This is a genomic window from Epilithonimonas sp., from assembly GCF_032054305.1.
Classification (GTDB): Bacteria; Bacteroidota; Bacteroidia; order Flavobacteriales; family Weeksellaceae; genus Epilithonimonas.
On the sequence record NZ_DAMBSX010000006.1, the window covers coordinates 370,438 to 385,780 of the forward strand.

At 35.3% G+C, this 15,343-nt stretch carries 15 protein-coding genes; 4 read left to right on the forward strand and 11 right to left on the reverse strand.

The genetic code is table 11. From position 1 onward, the window contains the following. Positions 1–52: 52 nt before the first annotated feature. The 3 genes from rpoN to asnS form a co-directional block, all read right to left on the reverse strand. Entirely contained in the window at positions 53–1,516 is a 1,464-nt protein-coding gene (rpoN, locus tag RTX21_RS15180; RefSeq protein ID WP_312768903.1) for an RNA polymerase factor sigma-54, read from the reverse strand. Positions 1,517–1,657: 141 nt separating this feature from the next. Beyond that, positions 1,658–3,739, reverse strand: coding sequence for a M13 family metallopeptidase (locus tag RTX21_RS15185; protein WP_312768905.1), 2,082 nt, complete (start codon positions 3,737–3,739; stop codon positions 1,658–1,660). 105 nt (positions 3,740–3,844) lie between these two features. Continuing rightward, positions 3,845–5,293: an asparagine--tRNA ligase gene (gene asnS, locus RTX21_RS15190; protein WP_312768906.1), complete on the reverse strand. Its 1,449-nt coding sequence runs from the start codon at positions 5,291–5,293 to the stop codon at positions 3,845–3,847. A 214-nt stretch (positions 5,294–5,507) separates the two neighbouring features. Between asnS and RTX21_RS15195 the strand changes: the two genes are divergently transcribed. The 4 genes from RTX21_RS15195 (at position 5,508) to RTX21_RS15210 (ending at position 8,597) form a co-directional block, all read left to right on the forward strand. Continuing rightward, positions 5,508–6,311 carry a helix-turn-helix transcriptional regulator gene (locus RTX21_RS15195; RefSeq protein WP_312768908.1) on the forward strand — a complete coding sequence of 268 codons (804 nt, stop codon included), beginning with the start codon at positions 5,508–5,510 and terminating at the stop codon, positions 6,309–6,311. Between the two features lie 64 nt (positions 6,312–6,375). After that, a complete protein-coding gene (locus RTX21_RS15200) occupies positions 6,376–8,022 on the forward strand; it encodes a serine hydrolase (protein WP_312768910.1) in 1,647 nt (548 codons plus the stop codon). A gap of 49 nt (positions 8,023–8,071) precedes the next feature. After that, entirely contained in the window at positions 8,072–8,326 is a 255-nt protein-coding gene (locus RTX21_RS15205; protein WP_312768911.1) for a hypothetical protein, read from the forward strand. Continuing rightward, positions 8,316–8,597: a type II toxin-antitoxin system RelE/ParE family toxin gene (locus RTX21_RS15210; RefSeq protein WP_312768912.1), complete on the forward strand. Its 282-nt coding sequence runs from the start codon at positions 8,316–8,318 to the stop codon at positions 8,595–8,597. Before RTX21_RS15205 ends, RTX21_RS15210 begins: the two co-directional genes overlap by 11 nt. Positions 8,598–8,600: 3 nt before the next feature. On the opposite strand, the gene rimM is transcribed toward RTX21_RS15210, so the two are convergent. From rimM to RTX21_RS15250, 8 genes are all read right to left on the reverse strand, one after another. Beyond that, positions 8,601–9,143 (reverse strand): ribosome maturation factor RimM, encoded by a 543-nt coding sequence (gene rimM, locus RTX21_RS15215; RefSeq protein ID WP_312768913.1) that lies wholly within the window; start codon positions 9,141–9,143, stop codon positions 8,601–8,603. Positions 9,144–9,221: 78 nt separating this feature from the next. Beyond that, on the reverse strand, positions 9,222–9,794 hold the full coding sequence (locus RTX21_RS15220) for a 30S ribosomal protein S16 (RefSeq protein ID WP_312768914.1): 573 nt from the start codon (positions 9,792–9,794) through the stop codon (positions 9,222–9,224). A 394-nt stretch (positions 9,795–10,188) separates the two neighbouring features. Next, positions 10,189–11,481, reverse strand: coding sequence for a deoxyribodipyrimidine photo-lyase (locus RTX21_RS15225; RefSeq protein WP_312768915.1), 1,293 nt, complete (start codon positions 11,479–11,481; stop codon positions 10,189–10,191). Between the two features lie 6 nt (positions 11,482–11,487). Beyond that, entirely contained in the window at positions 11,488–12,081 is a 594-nt protein-coding gene (locus RTX21_RS15230) for a hypothetical protein (RefSeq protein WP_312768916.1), read from the reverse strand. Then, entirely contained in the window at positions 12,082–12,594 is a 513-nt protein-coding gene (locus RTX21_RS15235) for a nitroreductase (protein WP_312768917.1), read from the reverse strand. A gap of 101 nt (positions 12,595–12,695) precedes the next feature. After that, complete coding sequence (locus tag RTX21_RS15240; RefSeq protein WP_312768918.1) at positions 12,696–13,145, reverse strand: hypothetical protein; 450 nt, start codon at positions 13,143–13,145, stop codon at positions 12,696–12,698. 90 nt (positions 13,146–13,235) lie between these two features. Beyond that, a complete protein-coding gene (trmD, locus tag RTX21_RS15245) occupies positions 13,236–13,910 on the reverse strand; it encodes a tRNA (guanosine(37)-N1)-methyltransferase TrmD (RefSeq protein WP_248875857.1) in 675 nt (224 codons plus the stop codon). Positions 13,911–13,989: 79 nt separating this feature from the next. Next, on the reverse strand, positions 13,990–15,249 hold the full coding sequence (locus RTX21_RS15250; RefSeq protein ID WP_312768920.1) for an NAD(P)/FAD-dependent oxidoreductase: 1,260 nt from the start codon (positions 15,247–15,249) through the stop codon (positions 13,990–13,992). Positions 15,250–15,343: the final 94 nt, after the last annotated feature.

Sequence of the window (15,343 nt, forward strand, 5' to 3'; positions counted from 1 at the left end):
TTCTGTATCAATTTCAATAAAAAAACCTCGAAAATAATTCCGAGGTTTTGTTTTATAATTCTTTTCTCAATCTTGCGACTGGGATGTTCAATTGTTCACGATATTTTGCAATGGTTCTTCTTGCGATATTATAGCCTTTTTCTTTCAAGATTCCTACAAGAGCATCGTCTGTGTAAGGTTTTCTCTTGTTTTCTTTGTCGATTGCTTCTTGCAAATGTTGCTTGATTTCTTTGGTTGAAACTTCTTCACCATCGTCATTCGTTAATGAATCAGAGAATAAGTTTTTCAAATAAACAATTCCGTTCGGTGTGTCAGCATATTTGCTTTTCACAACTCTGGAAATGGTTGAGATGTCGAAACCTGTAATGTCAGCAACATCTTTCAGAATCATTGGTCTGATGTTTTTCTCATCTCCGGAAATGAAATAATCTTTCTGAAGCTTTACAATCGCAGTAATGGTTTGTAATAATGTATTTTGTCTTTGATTAATGGCATCAATATACCATTTTGCAGCATCCAGTTTTTGTTTGATGAAAAGTGCGGCCTGTTTATGTTCAGCAGACTTTTTGTCATGAGAATAAGTCGAAAGAATCTCTTTATACTCATCAGAAACTCTCAATGTTGGAGCATTTTTGTTATTCAAAGAAGGAATGACTTGGTTGTCCTTAACTTGGATTACAAAATCAGGAATAATTTCTTGATTAATTGTAATCGTCTGCGTGTCGAAGTTTCCGCCAACTTTTGGAGAAAGTCTGGAAATTTCGTCTAAAGCTTCCTTCAGGTCTTCTTCTTCGATGTCGTATTTCTGAAGAATCTTGTTGTAATGCTTGTTTGCCAATGCATCAAATTGATTTCTCAGAATGTTTCCTGCTAAAATTACGGCAGAATCAGAGCTTACTTTTTTCTCAATCTGTAAAAGCAAACATTCTCTCAAATCTCTTGCGCCAACACCTGGCGGGTCGAGTTTTTGAACGTAATTTTCAAGAACATCAGTCACTTTTTCAATGGTGGTATAAATTCCTTGTGAGAAAGCTAAATCGTCAACAATAGATTTGATTTCTCGTCTCAGATAACCATCAGTATCAAGGTTTCCGATAATATATTCAGCAATTCTCAAATCCTCATCATCGATGTTTGAAAGTCTGATTTGTTCTAAAAGATAGTCGTAAAGCGATTGTCCTTCTGTTAATAAGGACTGGTTGTCAAATTCTTCATCATCGGCAGAGTAGTTGCTGCTCGCAGTTTTGTAGCTTGGTTCGTCATCATAAAGATACTCATCGACATCAAAATCAGTTTCGATGCTTTCGTTACCTTCTGTTTCATACTCTTCGTCAGCTTTGGAGTATTCTTCCTCAGAATTTTCATCAGCCACTTTTTCTAAAGCAGGATTTTCTTCCAACTCTCTTTCCAGTTCTTCTTCAAATTCCAATGTATGAAGCTGAATCAACTTCATCAACTGAATCTGTTGAGGGGCCAATTTTTGGCCAAGTCGCATTTGTAGATTTTGCTTTAGCATAATTTTGATATTTGTCGATTAATGTCAACTTTACGAAGTTAGAAAAATATTTTTTAAAAACAACAAGTTTAGCACGATTTTTGATGAATGATATTTAACATAAAAAAACCTTCAGGATTCCTGAAGGTTTTTTTTTGGTTTTCACCAAATTTTTATGCGTTTTTCCGGAGCTACATAAAGCTTGTCTCCTGGTTTGATATCGAATGCTTTTTGGAAGGCATCCATATTTATCAAAGGTCCAAAACTTCTATAATAGCCCGGCGAATGCGGGTCGGTTTTCACTTGATTCGTCATATACTTGTCGGTAGATTTGGTTCTCCAAACCGTTGCCCAGCTCATAAAGAATCTCTGGTCTTGAGTTAATCCGCTGATTTCTCCCGGATTTCCGTGGTCTTTCAGATACATCTGTAAAGCGGTGTAAGCGACATTAATTCCACCTAAATCTCCAATATTTTCTCCGCTCGTGAATTTTCCATTGACAAAACTTCCCGTCACAGGCTCGTATTTATCATATTGTGCAGCCAGTTGTCCTACTTTTTCGTCAAAGTTTTTTCTGTCACTTTCTGTCCACCAGTTATTAAGATTTCCATCACCGTCGAATCTCGAACCGCTGTCATCAAAGCCGTGTGAAATCTCGTGACCAATTACGCCGCCAATTCCTCCAAAGTTAACCGCAGGGTCAGCATTGAAATTGAAAAACGGTGGTTGCAAAATCGCTGCCGGGAAAACAATCTCATTGTTGGATGAGCTGTAATAAGCATTGACAGTTTGCGGAGACATTCCCCATTCTGTTTTATCAACCGGTTTTCCTATTTTGTCAAGATTTTTTGCGTAATTCCACACGGAAATTTTTTCAAGATTGTTATAATAAGTTCCATTGTTGGAAGCCAACTGAAGATTCAGTTTAGAATAATCTTTCCATTTGTCTGGATAAGCGATTTTCACTTTAAATTTGGCTAATTTTTCCAAAGCTTTTTCTCTGGTCACAGGCGACATCCACTCCAGATTTTCTATATGCAGTTTGAATGATTTTTTGATGTAATCTACATAAGTTTCCATCTTCTGTTTCGCTTCTGCCGGGAAATATTTCTCAACATACAGTTTACCAAAAGCTTCTCCCAAAACACCATTGATGACACCAAGTCCACGTTTTTCCATAGAACGTTGCTCTTGCTGACCTTGCAAATATTTGGAATAAAAATCAAAACGAGTGTTGTCCAGATTCTGGTCCAGATTTCCTGCATTGTTATTTAAAAGGTCATATTTCATATATTCTTTGATAAGTCCGATATTTTTATCGGTCATCCAAGAATCCATATTTTGATAATATTTCAATTCACCAATTATAACTTTATCCGTGTTAACACCAACTGTTTTTAGATAATCGGGAAGATTAACATTTTTCACTAACGGTTTTAGTTCCTTAACCGTTTTAGGATTGTATCTCAAATTAGCATCACGGCCTTGTTCCAAAGTCAATAAGTCTTGAGCGAGTTTCTTCTCAAAATCAACAATTTGCTGCGCCGTTGCATCTGGATTTTTATTTCCAAGAACTGTTTCAAGTTTAGCCACGTAATTTTTATATTCAGTTAAAGTTTTAGTGTTGGCTTCATTCACTTTTTGATAGTAATCTTTACCTAAACCTAAACTCGGTCCGCCGAGATAAACAGCGTTCATCACCGAGTTTTTCATATCTGCGCTCACTCGCCATCCATAGAAAGGATTGTCCCCGGCAGGTGTCGCTTCAATCAAATATTTCTGCAAATCTTTAACATTTTTAATCGCATCGATTTTCGCTAACTGAGATTTGATAGGATTGATTCCTTCTGCATTTCTTTTATTCCAATCGATGAAAGTTCCGTACAATGCCTGGATTTTTTCACCTTCGGAATTAGGACTGAATTTTTCTGAAAGAATTTTGTTCAAAATATCCAAAGACGCCACATCTACATCTTCTCTCAATGCATTGAAAGAGCCCCAGCTTGGTTTATCTGATGGAATTACCGCAGTTTTCATCCAGCCACCATTCACATAATTGTAGAAATCATCTTGAGGTCTTACGGTTTTGTCCATATAAGAAATATTAAGACCTTCCTCTTTTATTTCCTTTGGCGCTTTTGTTTCTTTTTTCGGTTCTTCTACTGATGTTTTTTGTGACGTAGAGCAAGATTCTAAATAAAATGTTGCTGCAATAGTCATCACATAAATGCTGATTCTTTTCATTGAGATTTATTTTAAGACTCTCAAATGTATGGAATTTAAATTTTTTTTGAATCTCATCTAAAAAAAAATCCCACTCAATAAGAATGGGATTAAAATATTTTTGAATTAAAATTCTGCACTTTTTGGTGTTCTTGGGAAAGGAATCACGTCTCGTATATTCGTCATTCCAGTTACGAAAAGAACCAATCTTTCCAGTCCTAATCCGAAACCTGCGTGTGGAACAGAGCCAAATCTTCTCGTGTCCATATACCACCAAAGTTCTTCTTCGTCAACGTGCATTTCTGCCATTTTGGTTTTCAGAACATCAAGTCTTGCTTCTCTTTCAGAACCACCGATGATTTCTCCGATGCCTGGGAAAAGAACGTCCATTGCAGCAACGGTTTTGTTGTCGTCATTCAGTTTCATATAGAAAGCCTTGATTTCTTTCGGATAATCGAACAAAACAACTGGACTTTCGAAATGTTTCTCAACTAAGAATCTCTCGTGTTCAGACTGTAAATCTGTTCCCCATTTTTCAACAGGATAAACGAATTTTCCTTTTTTATTTTCTTTAGAATTCAATAAGATTTCAATCGCTTCCGTATAAGAAACTCTCTTGAACCTTTTTGCAATCACATTTTCCAGCTTTTCGATAAGACCTTCTTTGGCTCTTTCTTTTTCTGGTTTCTGTTTTTGCTCTTCTTCAAAACGCTTGTCTAAGAATTCCAAATCGTCTTTGCAATTGTCCAAAACATATTTAATGACATATTTCAAGAAGTCCTCCGCCAAATCGATATTGTCTTCCAGATTATTGAAAGCCACTTCCGGCTCAATCATCCAGAACTCAGCCAAGTGACGAGTCGTATTCGAGTTTTCTGCACGGAAAGTAGGTCCGAAAGTATAAATTCTTCCTAATCCCATCGCTGCAGTTTCGCCTTCCAATTGTCCGGAAACCGTCAGGTTGGTTTTCTTACCGAAGAAATCCTGAGAAAAATCGATTTCTCCTTCTTCTGTTTTTGGAATATTATCAAGGTCGAAGTTTGTAACGCCGAACATTTCGCCAGCACCTTCTGCATCAGCTCCGGTAATTACAGGCGTGTTGATGTAGAAAAACTGATTTTGATTAAAGAAAGAGTGAATCGCAAAACTCACAGCGTGACGCACTCTGAAAACGGCTCCAAACAAATTGGTTCTGAATCTCAAATGTGCCTGCTCACGCAATTTTTCTAAACTGTGTTTCTTAGGTTGAAGAATAGTTGATTGTAATTCGTCAAAGAAATTATCTCCCAAAAAGGTGATTTTCTTGGCAATGATTTCGACAGTCTGACCTGCGCCTTGACTTTCCACCACTTCACCTACAACTTTCAAAGACGAAGCGGTATTGATTTTTTTGATGATTTCTTCGTCGAAATTTTCAAAATCCACAACCACTTGCAAATTATTGATTGTAGAACCGTCATTAAGAGCTATAAAACGGTTAGAACGGAACGCTCTTACCCAACCTTGAACAGTAATGTCGTGATGCAAAACTTTTTTGTAATCTGCTAATAAGTCTTTAATCGTCTGTCTTTTCATCTGTAATCAATATATTTTTCTTACGGTCAGATGGAACACGTCAGTGTTTCATTTTAGTAAAACTTTTGTTAAAGTTTCTGTTTTAAAATTAAGTGAGTGCAAATTTAGGAAAAAAAGACAACCTGTATCTATAAAATACTATCATATTGAAATGGAATTAAATATAAATTTGTTTATTTATTGTAAATCCCAATATTTATTTTAAATTCATCAAATGAACACACTTCGTAATGGCGAATTTTTTGGGCAGACCAATGAAAGGCTCAACTTCGATGGATTGACCATTACGGATACAGAATACACGCATCCTTTCGTCGATTGGCATTATCACGAAAATCCCTATTTCACGTTTCTGCTTCAGGGAAATATGAAAGAAGGGAACAAGAAAGAAATCTACGACTGTTCTGCCGGAACTTTGCTGTATCATCATTGGGAAGATGCGCATTACAACATCAAACCGGATATTTTTACACGAGGTTTTCATATCGAAATTACGGAAGAATGGTTTGAGAAATTTCAGGTTTCGAAAGAAAATGTGGAAGGAAGTTTTAACATCAAAAATCCTGCTTTCAAATTATTGATTTATCAGATTTTCAAAGAATCAAAATTGAATGATAATTCTTTTGAATTGAGTATTAATCAAGTTTTATTGAATCTTTTAAGTCAATTATGCAATCAAAAACTGTCTTCTGAAAAGAAACCGATTTGGGTCAATCAGATTGATGAAATTCTTCACGAAAGTTTTACGGAAAAGTTGAATTTAACCGAACTTTCTAAAACTCTGAACATTCATCCGATGCATTTGAGTCGTGATTTTCAGAAATATTTTCAGTGTAACTTGGGAGAATATATCAGAAAACTGAAAGTTGAAAAATCATTGATTTTGTTGAATCAAAATGATTCTCTTTCCGATGTTGCTTTGGAATGTGGATTTGCAGACCAAAGTCATTTTATCCGATGTTTCAAAGAAAATATTGGAATTACACCTTTGAAATATAAAAATATTTTGAAGAAATAGCGATGTTAATTTCATTCTATTTTTTTCAAAAGTCAAAGTCTAATTTTGTCAGATAAAAATTACAATGAAATCAACTTTTTTATTTCTCCTGATTTTCGTCTTCGGATTTTCTCAAAGTCAAATCGAAAATATCGTTGAGCCTGAAAAAATCGAAAATTCCATTCAGAAAAAGCATTTGAACCAAATTCTGTTTTTAGATAAAGTAGTTTCAATTGATAATCTACAGGAATCGGATTTTCTTAAAACAATGACTTTTCAGGAAGATAAAGATTTTGATGTTCGAATTTTTCTGGATAATTCTTTGGTCAATTATCTTCATCAACTTGATAATTCTTTGACTGTTGATGAATTACTTAAAAAAGGAAATTACCAGTTCAATTTCTATGTTGACGGAAAATTGATTTATACAGAAAACTTGAATTCCGGAGCAGGAAAAATGGAAGATAAAAAAGTCAAAACCAATTTTAGGATTCCGTTTCTGAATACAAAAAATGAAGATTCTTGGGGAAGATATCTTTGGATGAGGTTTTTCTTTGCAAATAGCGGAATGGACGCTTTGGATGTTGGAAACCATACTTTGAAAATCGAAATCAAGCCATATCTAAAAACTTCAACATTGAAAGTTGGAAATGTGATTGCATCTGGTGAAATTCAATTAATTGTTCCGAAAAAGAATGTTCCTGAGGAACAAATTGCCATTCAGAAAATAAAACCAAATAGCGGTTGGAAGGTTTCTGATGAGAAAATCAACCAAGAAAAAATCAGACTTCTCAATCAAAAAATTGCTGAAAATAGATTCAGGGAAATTACAGGAATTGTTGTGATTAAAAATGAAAAATTGTTGCTGGAAGAATATTTCAACGGTTACGGAAGAGATAGCTTGAATGACACACGTTCGGTTGGAAAATCCTTTTCTTCAGCTTTGATGGGAATTGCAATCAAAGATGGTCATATCAAAAGTGAAAATCAAACTCTGAAAGATTTCTATGATTTGAAACAATTCAAAAATTATTCTTCGAAAAAAGATAGTGTCACGCTTAAAAGTCTATTGACAATGAGTTCTGCTTTTGACGGAAACGATGAAGATTATAATTCTGCTGGAAATGAGGAGAATATGTATCCAACAGATAATTGGGTAAAATTCACTTTGGATTTGCCAATGACTGAGAATAAGATTGGAAAAATTTGGCATTATTTCACAGCAGGAGTTGTTGTAACAGGAGATATTTTGGACAAATCTGTTCCGAACGGTTTGAAGGATTATGCAGACAAAAAACTATTTCAACCACTTGGAATCACGAATTACAAATGGCAATTCACGCCTCAAAATAAACCTTCTTTAGCAGGCGGTTTGAAAATGCGAGCTTTAGATTTTGCCAAGTTCGGACAGCTTTACAAGAATAATGGAACTTGGAACGGAAAGAAGGTTTTAGACAAAAATTGGATTCAGAAAACTTTCACCAATTATTTTGCTGATAACAAAGAATCAGAAGGTTATGGTTATCTGTTTTGGAGAAAAGTTTACAAAGTCGGAAACAAAAATTTCGAATCTTATCAATCCAGCGGAAATGGCGGAAACAAAATTATTATTATTAAAGAAATTCCTTTAGTTATCGTCATTACAGCAAAAGCTTATAACAGACCTTATGCGCATTCTCAGGTTGATAAAATCGTACAGGAATATCTGTTGCCAGCCGTTTTGAAAGAGTGATTTTGATTCAATCTTAAAATTTTATTTTTAACTTTGATGAAATTCTACAATGATGACTGCCTTAGAAAAATCTATATATCAGGAAATTACAGAAAAACTTAAAGACGCTCCCAAAAGTATATTAGAGCGAGTTTTGGGATATGTTGATGGAGTTTTGGAAAATAAATTGGATGCCAATTTCAATGATTTGAAAGCTCAGGTTAAAGAAGATTATGCTAATTACAAATCTGGAAAATCAGAACTTTTGGATATTGATGATGTTGAAAGGGAAATAGAGAATTTTATTTCTGAAAATGAAAATTGAAATTACTTCAGGTTTCCGAGATAAACTGAAAAGACAGATTCAATACATTTCAAAAGATAAACCTCAAGCAGCCAGAAAGTTCAATCAACTTGTTTTTCAAGAAATAAGAAAACTCGCTGATAATCCGAAGAAAAATAGGAAATCCATCTTTTTTGATAACGACAATATCAGAGACCTTGTTGTCAAAGGTTATCTAATTGTCTATGAAATTTTGTCCCAAGAAAATAAAATTGTCGTATTTGGATTTTATAAATGGGAAGAAAATCTTTAAAACTTACTCGTCCTTCTTAGATGGAATCAAGAAAACATCCATTAAACCTTCTGGTAAAAACATTTGTATGAATTTATCTTCACGGTTCACTTCCAGAATCCAATCTTTGATAATCGGGATGATGATTTCTTTTCCAGCAAGGTTCAGAATGAAATAATTCTGAGCAGTTTGGTCATTGATGGAGACAATATTGCCGCAAGTTTTCCCATCAGCTTCACGGATTTCGAAACCAATGACTTCGTGGTAATAGAATTTTTTTCCAGTCAATGGCGGCAACGTAGAAAGCGGAAGATAAACACCTTTTCCAAGCGATTGATTCACCAGAGCTTCGGAAGAATTTTTGAAAGAAATAATTTTAGTGTCAGCTTTCGACCAGGATTGTTTTTCCACAAAAAAAGGAACCAGTAATCCGTTGACTTCTACAAAAATCGATTCCAATTTGTTGTACATCTCAGGTTGGTCTGTATCCAGTTTCAGAATCACATTGCCCTGTAAACCGTGTGTTCTGGTAATTGTTCCTAAAAAATAGCAATCTTCTTTTCTCATTATTTCCGATGATGAATTTTATTAAACAACAAAGACACGAAAACTTCGTGTCTTTGTTTTGTATCTTTTGTTAAAGAATTAAGCCTGAGTTTCTTCAGTTCCTTCTGCCTCAGCAGTTGGCTCTTCAGTAGCAGCTTCTTCTGTTGCAACTTCCTCAGCAGGAGCGTTAGCAGCCTCTTCAGCAGCTTTTGCATCAGCCTCAGCTTTCGCAGCAGCATCAATTCTTGCTTGGTTTACTTTAGCTTCAGCATCTAGAGCCGCTTTTTTAGCGTCAGCTTTAGCAGTAGATAAACCTTCAACTTTTCCTTGTACTTTAGCATCTTTAGCCTCAACCCAAGCAGCGAATCTCTTCTCAGCTTCAGCCTCGTCAAAAGCACCTTTGGCAACACCACCTTGAAGGTGTTTTTTGTACAAAGCACCTTTGTAAGAAAGGATAGCTCTTGCAGTATCAGTTGGTTGAGCTCCGTTGTTTAACCACTTTACAGCAGAATCAACGTTCAAGTCGATAGTTGCAGGGTTTGTAATTGGGTTGTAAGTACCTAATTTTTCGATGAATCTACCATCTCTTCTAGCTCTTGCATCCGCAACTACGATGTGGAAGAAAGGTTTTCCTTTCGAACCGTGTCTTTGTAATCTGATTTTTACTGACATAAATTTTAAATTTGTGGGAACACGTCCCGGTTAAATGTTTGAGTTTGCAAAGATATAAAAAAAGTTCGATGTTCAATAGCCTGAATTAAAAAATCTAAAAACCTTAAACATAGAACTTTAAACTTTCATATTCAGGAGCCGGGAACCTGCTTTCCGTTGCAATTCCTCGCTCGGTCGGCTCCGCTGCGCTCCGCCGCCTCACTGCGGGATTTCCACTACAATCAGGGCTATGGTTTTTGTCTTCCATTTCAAGTTTCGTCAAACGATATAACTTTTATCCAAAGCTATAATCGAAGATTTTAAAAACTAAAGTACTCTTTTGTGAACTGTTTCCCAATAATCAGTGTCAGCTTAAGTGTCAAGAAAAACTTTTGTCCCTTTTGTGGTTTAAAAATTAGCCTAATCCTTTTTTATAAGTCTCCAAAGCCCGTTCTCTTGCGAATTTATGCTCCACGATTCTGTCATCCAATACATTTTTCTCAAAATCAGGATTCCATTTTCGGATATATTTCAAATCTTTATCGAATTTTTTAGTCTGTTCATCCGGATTGAAAACCCTGAAGTACGGCGCTGCATCGCAACCGCAACCTGCCGCCCATTGCCAATTTCCGTTATTGGCAGATAAATCATAATCCAGCAATTTTTTCGCAAAATAAGCTTCACCCCAACGCCAGTCTATCAAAAGATGTTTTGTCAGAAAACTTGCGACTACCATTCGGATTCTGTTGTGCATTCTTCCGGTTTGGTTCAGTTGGCGCATTCCGGCATCCACGATTGGGTAACCTGTTTCGCCTTTGCACCATTTATCAAATTCTTTTTCGTTGTTGCGCCAAGCGATGTTTTCATATTTTTCTTTGAAACAATACTTCACCACTTTCGGAAAGTGAAAAAGAATCTGCATAAAGAATTCTCGCCAAATCAATTCATTCAGCCAAATTTCGTTGTGGCTTAAAGCAAATTTCACACATTTCCGAATCGAAATCGTTCCAAACCTCAGCGCAATTCCAAGATGTGTCGTGGCGTCCAAAGCTGGAAAATCTCTTTTTTTATAGTAAACATTAATGATTTTAGATTCCAGTTTTGGTTCTTCAAATTCCAAATCTGTTTTCTCAAATCCGATTTCTTTTAAACTTAAGATTTTTTTTGAAGGTAATTTCAGAAATTGGTCTTTATTAATCCTAGCTGATTTGTAATCATCTTCGGTAAGAAGTTTTTTCCACTTTTTGGAAAAAGGCGTGTAAACCGTGTAAGGTTCGTCATTATCTTTTGCAACTTCATTTTTCTCAAAAATTACTTGGTCTTTGAAATCGAAAAATTCAATATTTTTTGATTTGAGAAAATCCTTAACCTCATCATCTCTTTTGATTGCAGAAGGTTCATAATCACGATTGCAGAAAACAGATTTCACATCATATTCCTTCTGTAATTGTTTGAAAATCTCCAAAGGTTTTCCGTAAAAAGTAAGAAGAGAACTTCCAGTCTCGTGCAGTTCTTGATTGATTTTTTCTAGTGACTGATGAATGTAATCGACACGACGGTCATATTTATCTTCGAGAAGGTCAAGAATGTCTTTGTCAAAAATAAAAATAGGAATTACTTTTTCATCAGATTTCAAAGCTTCGGACAAGCCTTTGTTGTCATCCAATCGAAGGTCTCGCCGAAACCAGAATATTGAGATTTTTTGCATTGAATTTTAATTGATAGAACTTTTAAATACTAAGAATACAAGTAATGCCGAAAATACAGTAGCAAGAAAAGTTGAAATAAAAATAGCTAAATTACTTCTGCTTTTTCCGGTAATCATTTTTATAATAAAATAACAAACAATATAAGTTGGAACCAATAAGTAGAAAATGAAACCTTTGATAATGAATAATATTAATAATAAAAACAAAAATCCTGCAATTGATGCGACAATCAGACCAATAATACTTTTGTAGATAGTATCTTTATCAACTTCGGAATCTTTTTTATTATGTTCGGATACTATGTATTTTTCCAAAATAAAATAAGATAATTCATCCTTTTCTAAAAGTTCGGAAGATATTTTTTCGTCCACTTCTTCCAAGCTTTTGTTCTCTAAAACCATTTTGTTGATTTCAAAAGCAATTCTTCCTTTTTCTTTGATGATGAGTTTTTTATGATTGGCTTTGGCTTTAATTACATCAATATTTCCACGTTCAGTCAGAACTTCTTCTAATTCTTTCCCGAGTTTTCCAGAATTATCGATCCATTGAATGTAGGCATCAACTAATTCTTCTTCGCTGAAATTTTTGTAAATATTCATTTATTCCAAACTTCCCAAGTAAAACAATCCAAGACATTGTTGGTTATCTTCAATTTTTAAAGAATTTTTCAAGTTATTTACGATTTTCGGAGAGCTCCAATAACAGCCAATTCGGTTGGCAGTACAAGTCAGATACATATTCTGAACCGCCATAGATGTTGCAGCAATTTCTTCCCAATCCGGAACCAATCCACTGAACTCAACCACAATCGAAATTATGACATTTGCTTTTGAAATTTTAAAACCAATATCTTCATGTTTCTTTTGCAAAAACTGGAATTTTGGTGTCACTTCTTTGTAAATATTCTGAAGTTCCTGTCCTAGACTTTGTTTTTCTTCTTCCTTGAAAACTTTGAAACGCCAAGGTTTCGTGCGTTTGTGATTCGGAGCCAGAACTGCATTACTGAGAATTTCGTCGATGATGTGTTGAGGAATTTCTTTATCAGAATAATCTTTCGGGAAGATGCTTCTGCGCTCTTCTATAATATGTTTGAGGATTGTTGCGTTTTCCATAACTCAAAGATACGAGAAAGAAGAAAAAGGAACAAAGTAAAAAGAAATAAGAAAAACTTTAAAGTGGGAATCTACGGACATCTGGCATCCAGCATTTGTCTCTAAATGATTTCAACAATCTCCTGATGAATTTTATTAAGGACAAAATCATCGCCTACTTTCTTCCCGAGCATTATCTGCGCCATTGGACTTTCGGGGGAAATTGCATAGAATCGGTCGCCTTGAAAGAAAAACTCACCCAAAGAAACAGAAATATAAAAACGGGCTTTATTGGTAATAACAAGTGAACCAAGTTTTATAGTTTCTGAGACAGAATTCAAGACTTTGCGCATTTGAGTCTGCATACTTTTAAGCGAAACCATTTGTCTGTCCAAATGATAAATCTCCTCCTGAATTTCCTCTCGTATAGAATCGTATTTTGAAGTTTTTTTGATGTCTCTGCTGGCTTCCAAAGAAAAATTGAGGTAAAACTCCAAAGTTTTAACTTTTCCCGAGAGAGAGTCGTTCACAAAATTCCGTAATTCACTTTTATCATAAACTGTCTTCTGCATAAATCCAATTTTAAATAAAGATAATGATTTTAAAAACAAATAAAAACCTCTCTAGAAATTAGAAAGGTCATATTTTGATTGTATCATTAATTATTCCAAAAGGTCAGGTCTGCGTTCTTTTGTGATTCTTACTGCCTCGTCGTGTTGCCATTCTTCGATGGCTCCGAAATTGCCACTCAATAAAATTTTTGGAACGGATAAGCCTTTGTAAGTTTCTGGTCTTGTGTAGATTGGGTAAGATAAAAGGTCATCTTGAAAACTGTCAGTCAATGCACTTTGCTCATCATTCAAAACACCAGGTAATAACCTTATTACAGAATCTGCCAAAACGCAAGCCGCTAATTCCCCACCGGTTAAAACATAATCTCCGATAGAGATTTCTTTGGTAATATGTAGATCACGGACTCTTTGGTCTATTCCTTTATAATGTCCACAAAGAAAAATCAGATTTTTTTTGATTGATAAAGTATTCGCAATTCTTTGGTTAAGTGTTTCTCCATCAGGCGTTAGATAGATGATCTCGTCATAATCTCTTTGAGATTTCAATTCAGAAATACATTTGTCCAAGGGCTCAACCATCATTATCATTCCGGCACCTCCGCCATAAGGTTCATCATCGATCTGGCGATGTTTTCCGATGCTCCAGTCTCGGATGTTATGAAAATGAACTTCGGCTAGTCCTTTTTCCATCGCTCTTTTTAGGATTGAGGTTTTGAAAGGGCTTTCCATAAGTTCCGGAAGTACGCTGATGATGTCTATTCGCATATTTTTTATAATTGATGAATGATAGTTGATAAATGATGAATAAAATTAGATCATTATCAATCATCGATTATCATTTATACTATTGTTCTGTCGGATTTTTCTTAGATGGCGCAATGATCAGTCTTAATGAAGAGTCTTTGTTAATATAACTCCACATCCAGTTGAAGAAAATTGCCAATTTGTTTCTGACACTCAGAATCAGCATCAAATGTAAGAACATCCAGAAATACCAAGCAAGAAAACCCTGAAATTTAAATTTCGGAAGGTCGACAACTGCTCTATGTTTTCCAATGGTTGCCATAGAACCACGGTCGATATATTCATATTCTTGCCAGTCTTTTTCGGAATCTTTTTTGAAATTTCTGGCCAGATTTTTCCCCTGATTGATAGCAACATTCGCTAACTGAGGATGCGCCTGAGGATATTTTGACGTTTCCATATAAGCGATATCACCAATAGCGAAGATATTATCATAACCTTTCACTTTGTTGAATCGGTCAACCACATATCGGTTTCTTACAGTATTTTCCTTGTTGAAGTCATCAATGATGTTTCCTGTAACTCCAGCTGCCCAAATCACATTATTGGTTGGGATAGAGTTTCCGCTTTGCATATAGATCTTGTCGCCATCATAGTCAGTTACACGTTCATTTTTCAAAAATTTCACACCAAGCTGAATCAGGTATTTTTCCGCCGCATCCTGAGATTCATGGCTCATAGCTTCTAATGGTTTGTCACCTGCGCTGATAAGAATGATGTTGAGGTCGGAGAAATTCATCCTTGGATAATCTCTCGGAAGAATATTGGTTTTCATCTCGGAAAAAGCGCCTGCAAGTTCAACTCCGGTTGGCCCGCTTCCTACAATAACGAGATTCCAGTTGCCGTCGTCGCTGGATTTTCTTTCGATGATCATCTTTTCGAAGGTCATCAAAATGTGATTACGTATCGTAATAGCTTCCTGCGTATTTTTCATTCCTAAGGCCAGATCCTGCATCTTCTGATTTCCGAAGAAATTGGTTTTACAACCTGTAGCAATTACCAATTTATCATAAGTGAAAACACCATCTTCGCCAATCACTTTGTTCTCAGACGGAATGATTTTCTTGACTTCTGTCATTCGGAATTGGATATTTTTTGACTTCTGGAAGATCTTTCTGAAGGGGAAAGAAATATTGGAAGGTTCGATTCGTCCGGTCGCAACCTGATAGAACAAAGGCTGGAACATATGATGATTCATCTTATCGATGACCATTACCTTATATTTTCCTTGATTATTTAGATTTCTCGCAAGCTGTAAACCTGCGAAACCACCTCCAATGATAACGATCTTTTCCCTCATTGCGATTTTTTTATAAAATTAAGATTTTTATTTTGCTTTAGACCAATCAAAAATTATGCTTAAAATTTGGGAAAACAATGATTTCTGTCATTTG

Coding starts and splice junctions, on each gene's coding strand:
- rpoN (WP_312768903.1), bottom strand. CDS start 1,516: ATGCTAAAGCAAAATCTACAAATGCGACTTGGCCAAAAATTGGCCCCT.
- RTX21_RS15185 (WP_312768905.1), bottom strand. CDS start 3,739: ATGAAAAGAATCAGCATTTATGTGATGACTATTGCAGCAACATTTTAT.
- asnS (WP_312768906.1), bottom strand. CDS start 5,293: ATGAAAAGACAGACGATTAAAGACTTATTAGCAGATTACAAAAAAGTT.
- RTX21_RS15195 (WP_312768908.1), top strand. CDS start 5,508: ATGAACACACTTCGTAATGGCGAATTTTTTGGGCAGACCAATGAAAGG.
- RTX21_RS15200 (WP_312768910.1), top strand. CDS start 6,376: ATGAAATCAACTTTTTTATTTCTCCTGATTTTCGTCTTCGGATTTTCT.
- RTX21_RS15205 (WP_312768911.1), top strand. CDS start 8,072: ATGATGACTGCCTTAGAAAAATCTATATATCAGGAAATTACAGAAAAA.
- RTX21_RS15210 (WP_312768912.1), top strand. CDS start 8,316: ATGAAAATTGAAATTACTTCAGGTTTCCGAGATAAACTGAAAAGACAG.
- rimM (WP_312768913.1), bottom strand. CDS start 9,143: ATGAGAAAAGAAGATTGCTATTTTTTAGGAACAATTACCAGAACACAC.
- RTX21_RS15220 (WP_312768914.1), bottom strand. CDS start 9,794: ATGTCAGTAAAAATCAGATTACAAAGACACGGTTCGAAAGGAAAACCT.
- RTX21_RS15225 (WP_312768915.1), bottom strand. CDS start 11,481: ATGCAAAAAATCTCAATATTCTGGTTTCGGCGAGACCTTCGATTGGAT.
- RTX21_RS15230 (WP_312768916.1), bottom strand. CDS start 12,081: ATGAATATTTACAAAAATTTCAGCGAAGAAGAATTAGTTGATGCCTAC.
- RTX21_RS15235 (WP_312768917.1), bottom strand. CDS start 12,594: ATGGAAAACGCAACAATCCTCAAACATATTATAGAAGAGCGCAGAAGC.
- RTX21_RS15240 (WP_312768918.1), bottom strand. CDS start 13,145: ATGCAGAAGACAGTTTATGATAAAAGTGAATTACGGAATTTTGTGAAC.
- trmD (WP_248875857.1), bottom strand. CDS start 13,910: ATGCGAATAGACATCATCAGCGTACTTCCGGAACTTATGGAAAGCCCT.
- RTX21_RS15250 (WP_312768920.1), bottom strand. CDS start 15,249: ATGAGGGAAAAGATCGTTATCATTGGAGGTGGTTTCGCAGGTTTACAG.